General features: G+C 65.1%; 5 protein-coding genes. 1 reads left to right on the top strand and 4 read right to left on the bottom strand.

Features of this window, described 5'->3' with window-relative positions; translation table 11 throughout:
* Positions 1 to 162: 162 nt before the first annotated feature.
* The 4 genes from paaG to N1058_RS23905 all read right to left on the bottom strand — a co-directional run bounded on the left by paaG (position 163) and on the right by N1058_RS23905 (position 5,474).
* Positions 163 to 972, bottom strand: a complete 810-nt coding sequence (gene paaG, locus N1058_RS23920) for a 2-(1,2-epoxy-1,2-dihydrophenyl)acetyl-CoA isomerase PaaG (RefSeq protein ID WP_265520091.1) — start codon at positions 970 to 972, stop codon at positions 163 to 165.
* A gap of 75 nt (positions 973 to 1,047) precedes the next feature.
* Complete coding sequence (locus N1058_RS23915; RefSeq protein ID WP_265520090.1) at positions 1,048 to 2,199, bottom strand: Mrp/NBP35 family ATP-binding protein; 1,152 nt, start codon at positions 2,197 to 2,199, stop codon at positions 1,048 to 1,050.
* Between the two features lie 86 nt (positions 2,200 to 2,285).
* Positions 2,286 to 4,619 carry a S8 family peptidase gene (locus N1058_RS23910; protein ID WP_265520089.1) on the bottom strand — a complete coding sequence of 778 codons (2,334 nt, stop codon included), beginning with the start codon at positions 4,617 to 4,619 and terminating at the stop codon, positions 2,286 to 2,288.
* Positions 4,620 to 4,772: 153 nt separating this feature from the next.
* Positions 4,773 to 5,474: an HAD family hydrolase gene (locus N1058_RS23905; protein ID WP_265520088.1), complete on the bottom strand. Its 702-nt coding sequence runs from the start codon at positions 5,472 to 5,474 to the stop codon at positions 4,773 to 4,775.
* Between the two features lie 153 nt (positions 5,475 to 5,627).
* Here N1058_RS23905 and N1058_RS23900 point away from each other — a divergent pair, with 153 nt between their 5' ends.
* Positions 5,628 to 6,578, top strand: coding sequence for a 2-hydroxyacid dehydrogenase (locus N1058_RS23900; protein WP_265520087.1), 951 nt, complete (start codon positions 5,628 to 5,630; stop codon positions 6,576 to 6,578).
* Positions 6,579 to 7,505: the final 927 nt, after the last annotated feature.

The raw sequence follows: 7,505 nt of genomic DNA, 5'->3' as shown, positions 1-7,505 counted from the left end.
CGCTGCGTCCCGAACGCCACGTCACCAACTCCATCGCCACCATCAGGATTAGGCTCGCCCACGCCTTGGCGCGGCGGCTGCCACGATGTCCATGCTGCCAAAACAGTTTTATGACACAGTAAGACTAGGCTAAATTAAGTTGCTGGAATGCTGCTGGCAGGTCTAACGCTTCTTGAAGCCCGTAAACTTGGGAGGCCGCTTTTCCAGAAATGCGCTGACGCCCTCGCGATAATCGTCGGAGCGGCCAGCCTCGCGCTGCAGATCGCGCTCAAGGTCGAGTTGGGCATCCAGCGTGTTGCCTGACGCTGCCTGAGCAGCCTGCTTGATGAGGCCGTAGGCATGGGTCGGGCCTTCGGCCAGCCGTCCGGCCATGGCCAGAGCCTCCTCCGTCAGCATTGCATCATCCACCGCCCGCCAGATCAGCCCCCATTCGGCAGCCGTCTCCGCGGAAAGCGCATCCCCGGTCAGCGCCAGCGCCTTGGCGCGGGCCTCGCCGAGGTGGCGGGTGAGGAACCATGTGCCGCCGGAATCTGGCACGAGACCGATCTTCGAGAATGTCTGGATGAATTTTGCCGACCTGGCGGCAAGCACGATGTCGCAAGCAAGCGCGATGTTGGCGCCGGCCCCGGCAGCAACGCCGTTGACGGCGCAGACAACCGGCTTGGGCAGGGCCCGCAGCTGGCGGACGAGCGGGTTGTAGAAGGTCTCCAGCGTGCGGCCGAGGTCGGGCGCTTCGCCCAGCATGGCCGGATCGCGGTCGGACAGGTCCTGCCCCGCGCAAAAGCCACGCCCGGCACCGGTCAAAATAATGGCGCGGCAGGCCTCGTCATCTGCGCACCGGTCAAGTGCGGCGCGCAGTGCGGCATGTTGCGCCTCGTTGAAGGAATTGAGCTTGTCGGGCCGGTTGAGCGTGATGATCGCGACATTGCCGCGCCGCTCCACCAAAACTGATTTTTCCACCGCGCTGGCCATGTGATCCTCCCGTGCCGATCAAAACGTTACATGAACGAGATCGAAGCTCAATTCAATGTAACGCTTTATCCAGGCTCATTCGAAAACGATCGCCGGAGTGGATGCGCTCGCGCCCTCCTCCTCGAGCCGCGCCGCTACCTTTTCGGCAATCGCGCGATAGACCTTCGCCTGCGGCCCATCGGGATTGGACACCACGACCGGCGTGCCTGCATCGGAGGTTTCGCGCACATCCATCGTCAGCGGCACTTCGCCGAGGAAAGGCACGCCAAGGCGCCCGGCCTCGGTCCGCGCGCCGCCGTGTCCGAATATGTCGTAACGCTTGCCGGTGTCGGGGGCGAGGAAGTAGCTCATGTTCTCGACGATGCCGAGCAGCGGCACGTCGACCCGCCGGAACATGTTCAAGCCCTTGCGCGCGTCGATCAGCGCCAGGTCCTGCGGCGTCGACACGATGACCGCGCCGGCGAGCGGCACCTGCTGGGCCATGGTAAGCTGGGCGTCGCCGGTGCCCGGCGGCATGTCGACGACGAGGATATCGAGTTCGCCCCAGGCTACGTCGCGCAGCATCTGGCGCAAGGCCGACATGACCATCGGGCCGCGCCAGATCATAGGCGTTTCCTCTTCGACCAGGAAGCCGATGGACATGACCTTGACGCCGAACGCATCCATCGGCTTCAGCGTCTTGCCGTCCACCATTTCCGGCTTGCCCTTCAAGCCGAGCAGGCGGGGCATCGACGGGCCATAGATGTCGGCGTCGAGAATGCCGACCTTCTTGCCAAGTGCGGCAAGGCCAAGCGCGAGATTGACAGCGGTAGTCGACTTGCCGACGCCGCCCTTGCCGCTAGCCACGGCGATAATGGCCTCCACGCCGGGCACGCCTGTCTTGCCCGCCGGCTGCGGTTGGGGCTGGAGCCGCGGCGGCGGCGGCTCTGCGCGCGGCGCGGGCCTGGACGTTTCGGACGAACCCATGCCCCCACCCTGCTTTTCCGCCGTCAGCGCGACCATGGCGCCGCTGACACCGGGGATGGATTTGACCGCCTTTTCCGCGGCCTGCCGCATCGGTTCCAGTTCCCGCGCCCGGTTGGCTGGCACGGTGATGGAGAAAAACACTTTGCCGTCGGCGATGAAGATCTCCGACACGAGCCCGCGCGATACGATGTCGCCTTCGAGGTCCGGGCCCTTGATCGTGGACAGCTTGTCGAGAACGGCCTGGCGGGTGACTTCGGTCATGATTGCTCACTCATTTTGCGCATGCCTGCCAGATAGGCATGTTTTGCGCAATAACCAAGGCGTAGAGCAACTCCCGGAAAGCAATCTCAAAACTGCTTGCGCAATCCCGCCGACAGCGAGAACACGGGCTCGACCTCGTTGGTGGCGGTGAAGTCGGTGTTGAAGCCGAGCAGCAGCTCGAAATCCTGCTCGGTCATATTGCGATAGACGAAGCCCAGCCGGAGCGGAACGTCTGCATCGGCCAGGTCGACGGCGACATTCTCGTAGTGGAGGCTGCCGTCGGTGCCCCGGCCGACCGGCACCTGCAAATCCGCCTTTCCGGCAATCGCCTTGGGGCGCATGCCCGCGTAGAAATCGATCGTGTCGCGCGCCGTGAACAGGCTGCGCCGCCGGGCAGTCACGCCGCCGGCCGCATAGGCGAACGAGCCGTAATCGACCAGCATCGCAGCATCGTCGTTGACGAAGGCAGAACCAAGCTCCGCATAGGCCGAAAGCGTCCACAGACCATCCACCGGAAGGCTGACCGAAAGGCCGCTTGAGAAATTGCTGGAGGCATCGCCCGACAGGAACGGGCCGGGCGCGTCCCATCCGAAGAAATTGCTCGTGCTGTGGCCGAATGCGAAGGACAGTTCGGTCGCAAAACCCCGGTGGCGGGTAAGGCGCGCGACGGAGAAACCGGCGTCGGAACCGGTCTCAGACTGGCCAAAACTGCCTGAAAACTGGAGAAAATCGTGCTGTCCCAGCGGAAAAATCTGTGAAAAGGCGGTGTTTCCGTCCAGATTTGACAGGGATTGGGAGAAAAAAAGCTTCGGCACGGCGGCATCGTGCAGGATCGAAAGAGCCGGCGCTTCCATTTCCGCGAAGGCGAAACTGGCCGCGACCTGGTCGACATTGCGGGCCAGATGCCGGGGGTCGGTAACGGCGAAGCCGGGCGCATCCGTGGTCAAGGTGGTGGCGGGCACATAGAAGTCCGTGCCCAGCCTGTCGATAACCATGATCTCGCGGTCGCCCAGCGCCCGGGCCACGGCATTGCCGATCATCGGGCCCGATGTCGCGATGCCGCCGTTGAGCGGGCTCATGGTGGCGGTCGCGAGATTGCCGCCGCTGGCGATGGAAAGCCCGCCAACCGGCGAGAGCGCGGCTTTCATGTCGGGTACGCCGTGGCCGAAATTGCTGGAATAATCGTGGGTGACGCCGGGCGCGAATGTCGATGTGCCGGCCTTGGTGCTCTGGAAACCGGCCCAGTCGTTGCGTGCGGTCACCAGCAATCGCGCGGTGATTTCGGCCGGCGACAGGTTGGGAAAGGCCTGTGCCAGAAGCGCGACATCGCCTGAAATCTGAGGTGCGGCGAAAGACGTGCCCGTTCCCACGGAATAGGCGGTGTTGCTGCCACTGGTGGGTGCATAGACGGAGCCGTCGGCGGTGAGGCAGAACGCGGCTGCCGAGCCGCATGGGGCGGAGAGAAGATCGGCTTTCAGGATGTCGCCCGTACTGGAATCGACCGCGAAAAGCGCGTTGCTGACGGCGATCCACGCTTCGCGAAGTTCCGGCACGAAAAGCGGCAGGGAGGCCCAAGCGGAGGAATCGCCCAGGCTCCGATCGTTGGAGTTGGCGAAGACGATCACACCGGACTGCTGGAAACGGTCATAGGCGGCAAAGAGGTTCTGCCACTCGGCCGCCGCTCCGCCCAGCCGGCCCGCGATGTGCTGGGCGTACTGGGCCGAGTTCGAGCCGGAATAGTCGGCACGTTCCTGGGAGGCAGCCTTCTCTGTATCCCACCCCCATGAATTATTCTGCGCCACCGCGCCGGAAAGGCGGGCGTCGTCCGTGGTGGCGGCGAGGAAGGTCAATACGTTCTGGCCGGGCCCGCTGTGGTCTTCCCACGAGGACAAATGAAGGTCGGCCTCGGGCGCCACGCCCATCATGCCCGTGCCGTTTGCCAGACCGGCGGCTATGGCGGCGACGGCGGTGCCGTGATCGTCGACGCCCATGGCGGTGCCGGGATAGGTCTCGATGGACTTGCCGGCCAGTTCCTGATGCGTGAGGAGGAAGCCGTCGTCGACGACGGCGATCAGCTGGCCCTTGCCCCGTACCTTGTCGCCATTGGGAAGCGTGGCGGTGTGGGCGATGTGGATGTTCTGCAGCAGGTAGTTGTGCGCGCTCGTGCAGTTGGCGTTGGCGACGCCGCTGCACAAGGGGGGCACGCCGAGGCTGGAACGCAGCCAGCTTTCCGCCGCCGGCGAAGGGTCGACCGCCTGGAATTCGGCGGTATTGGCATAGGCGGAAGCGGCGGCCGTGTTGAATGTCGGATAGGCTGAGGAGGGCGGTGGACCAGATAAGGGCGGTTGGGCAGAGCTTGTGTCGTCGGAGCCGCCGCCGCAGCCGGCAACCGCCAGGCATGCCGTCGCGACGGCAGCCATATAACCGCACTTTCTGCCGACCATTCCCAGTGCCGCCTCTCCTCGTAGCTCCGGTCAGCCCCCATCCAGCCAGACTACAAAAGGCACTATAGGCAAATCAGCGACCGCCTCCAGCAAGCGCAGGTAGCAGCGGACAGAGCCGCAGCAACCAGCTCAATCCCGCGCGATGCGCTCGACCAGCGGCGGCAGGTGGCCCAGATGGCCGATCTCGTGGAAGCGCGCCGCGCCGCCGGGCCTTTCGGCGTGCTCGACCGCCCAGGTCAGTTCGTGCGGCACGAAGACGCCCCAGCTTCCGGCGTCGAGCGCCGGCAGCACATCGGACTTGAGCGAATTGCCGACCATCATGGCGCGCTCTGGGCCATCGCCGTGGCGGGCGAATATGGTGCGGTAGGTTTCGGGATTCTTGTCGCTGACGATCTCGACGCCGTCGAAATGATCGCCGAGGCCGGACTGGGCGAGCTTCCTTTCCTGGTCGAACAGGTCGCCCTTGGTGATCAGCACCAGCCGATAGTCGGCGGCCAGCCGCTCCAGCGTGTCGCTGACATGGGGCAGCGTCTCGATGGGGTGGACCAGCATTTCGCGGCCCGCCTCCATGATATCGGCGATGGTCTTGGCCGGCACCCTGCCCTCGGTGACCTCCAGCGCGGTTTCGATCATCGACAGGATGAAGCCCTTTATGCCGAAGCCGTAGAGCTTGAGATTGCGCTTTTCGGCCTCGAGCAACCGGGCGGAGAGGTTTTCCGGATCGGCGTGGCCGGCGAGCAGCGCGGCAAAGCGCTGCTCGGTCATCCGGTAGAACTGCTCGTTCTGCCAGAGCGTGTCGTCCGCGTCGAAGCCGATCGTCGTCAGCCGCATGCGCGCCTCCCTTGAAACGGCGAAGCTGTAGCGCAAGGCGGGCCCTGGCTCAATCGGCCGGTTGCCGCCGGACCTTGAAGCCAAGGCGGCGGCGTAATAGCGATAAAGGCAGCACTGCCGGTCTCGGCGCGCGCAGCGAGGAAGGAAAGAGCCATGAACAAAGCCGGCAAGGGCCGCATTCTTCTGTCCGTGACCGGGTTCAACCCGCAGCGCTGGTACGAGCTTCTGTCGAAGGAGCGCGAGGTGGTGCTGGAGCCGGACGGAGCAAAGGATCCCTCCATCGACTACGCGGTGGTCTGGAAGCAGCGGCCGGGCATCCTTGCCCAACTGCCCAACCTGAAGGCGATCTTTTCCATCGGCGCGGGCGTCGACCACATCTTCGCCGACAACCAGGTGCCGGACGTGCCGGTCGTGCGGGTGGTGGCCGACAACCTCTCCCAGTATATGTGCGAATATGTGACCTGGCGCGTGCTCGACCATCAGCGGCAGGGCATGCTCTACCGCCGCCAGCAGGGGACCAAGGTGTGGCACGAGCGCCCGCAGCCGCCGGCCGACGCGGTGAATGTGGGCATCATGGGCTTCGGCCAGTTGGGCCGCGCGGCGGCCAAGGCGCTGCTGGCGCTGGGCTTCAAGGTGAATGGCTGGAGCCGCACCGAGCACGCCATGAAGGGGGTGAGCACCTTTCACGGCGAGGGCGGGCTGACGCCTTTCCTGAACGCCACCGACATATTGGTCGTTCTCCTGCCGCTGACCCCAGTGACGACCGGCATTGTCGATTTCAGCCTGATCTCGCGGCTGCGGCAGGACGGGCCGCTGGGCGGGCCGTGCCTGATCAATGCCGGGCGCGGCAAGCTGCAGCGGGAGGCCGATATCCTGCGGGCGCTGGGCGAGGGCAAGTTGAAGGAGGCGAGCCTCGACGTGTTCGAGGCCGAACCGCTGGCGCCCGAAAGCCCGCTGTGGACCCATGACCGGGTGTTCGTGACCCCGCACGCGGCCGCCACCTCCGACCCCGCCCACCTGGCCCGGCCGATGCTGGCGCAGATGGACGCCTTCGAGCGGAGCGAGAAGCTGACGAATGTGGTGGACCGGGCGGCGGGGTATTGAGGGGTTCTTCACTTTCGCTCCACCGCCGGAGGGGTTGCGGCACGTCCATTCACGTGCTCCCGCAAGCCGCAGCCTATCGGCGACCCATTGGCTGACAATCGGAAAAGCATGGCTGGTCCTCCTCTGATCGATCTTCGGTAGCGACGGCACCTTCCGTGCCGCCCGGCCGCGCCTCTCAATAGGCCCGGCTCTCCCGCCGGCCGGCCGGGGTGACGGAAAGGGCGGCCAAGCGTCATCGCCGCCACGCCCGCTTTCGCGTCTGGCCATTGATCCCTTCGACAAGGTTGGGAAGCGGGGCGCGTTGTCCGTGCCTCTCTGTGTAGTTTGTGTGGCGCGATCAACGCACCCCGCCGGCCGCTGTCCTGCGGTGACCGGTCAAGGAAGGTTCCCATTGCCCTTTGGGGCGCCCAGTCTCGTCACTGAGACGCCTGGACCGAACCTCCCGCGGCTTCTCCGCGCCCTGCGTCCTTCGACAAGCTCAGGACACAGGACTCCGGCCTGCTGCAGGCCCTCACATGCCTCCGGTACCGACCCGGAGGGGGAGGCTGCCGCCGCCCTCCCTGATCCCCGGTCTAGATCCGGTTCCCGCAAGAGCGATGGGGAGCATGATAAGGCAGGCCGGGCGGGTGGGGATAAATCTCCGCGCGGAAAATTGGAAAGGCGTGTCGGGACAAGAGCTTGGCCGGAACGGGGGGCGTTTTCCGTCCACGGGGGCGGGTGGCTTTATGGGAATGCCGATGGCCGCCGCCGCCGTTCAGGCATGGATCCTCGGGTCAAGCCCGAGGATGACGAATGGCAGGTGGAGGTCTCTAAAAACCTCGCCTTCGGCACCGGATTTTGATTCACTGTCGCGGTGATTTGCGCGGAGGTAGCGGATGCGGGGACAAGCCGGGTTCTGGGACATTGACGAGCGGTATGCCCGATTGA

Origin of the sequence: Nitratireductor luteus (assembly GCF_026162365.1) — a bacterium.
GTDB classification, from domain to species: Bacteria; Pseudomonadota; Alphaproteobacteria; order Rhizobiales; family Rhizobiaceae; genus Chelativorans; species Chelativorans luteus.
The sequence above is the reverse complement of the archived record's forward strand: the minus strand, read 5'-3'. Positions and strand labels throughout refer to the sequence as shown.

Bases quoted from the DNA above. Each gene is read 5' to 3' on its own strand.
- paaG (WP_265520091.1), bottom strand. From the start codon at position 972: ATGGCCAGCGCGGTGGAAAAATCAGTTTTGGTGGAGCGGCGCGGCAAT.
- N1058_RS23915 (WP_265520090.1), bottom strand. From the start codon at position 2,199: ATGACCGAAGTCACCCGCCAGGCCGTTCTCGACAAGCTGTCCACGATC.
- N1058_RS23910 (WP_265520089.1), bottom strand. From the start codon at position 4,619: ATGGCTGCCGTCGCGACGGCATGCCTGGCGGTTGCCGGCTGCGGCGGC.
- N1058_RS23905 (WP_265520088.1), bottom strand. From the start codon at position 5,474: ATGCGGCTGACGACGATCGGCTTCGACGCGGACGACACGCTCTGGCAG.
- N1058_RS23900 (WP_265520087.1), top strand. From the start codon at position 5,628: ATGAACAAAGCCGGCAAGGGCCGCATTCTTCTGTCCGTGACCGGGTTC.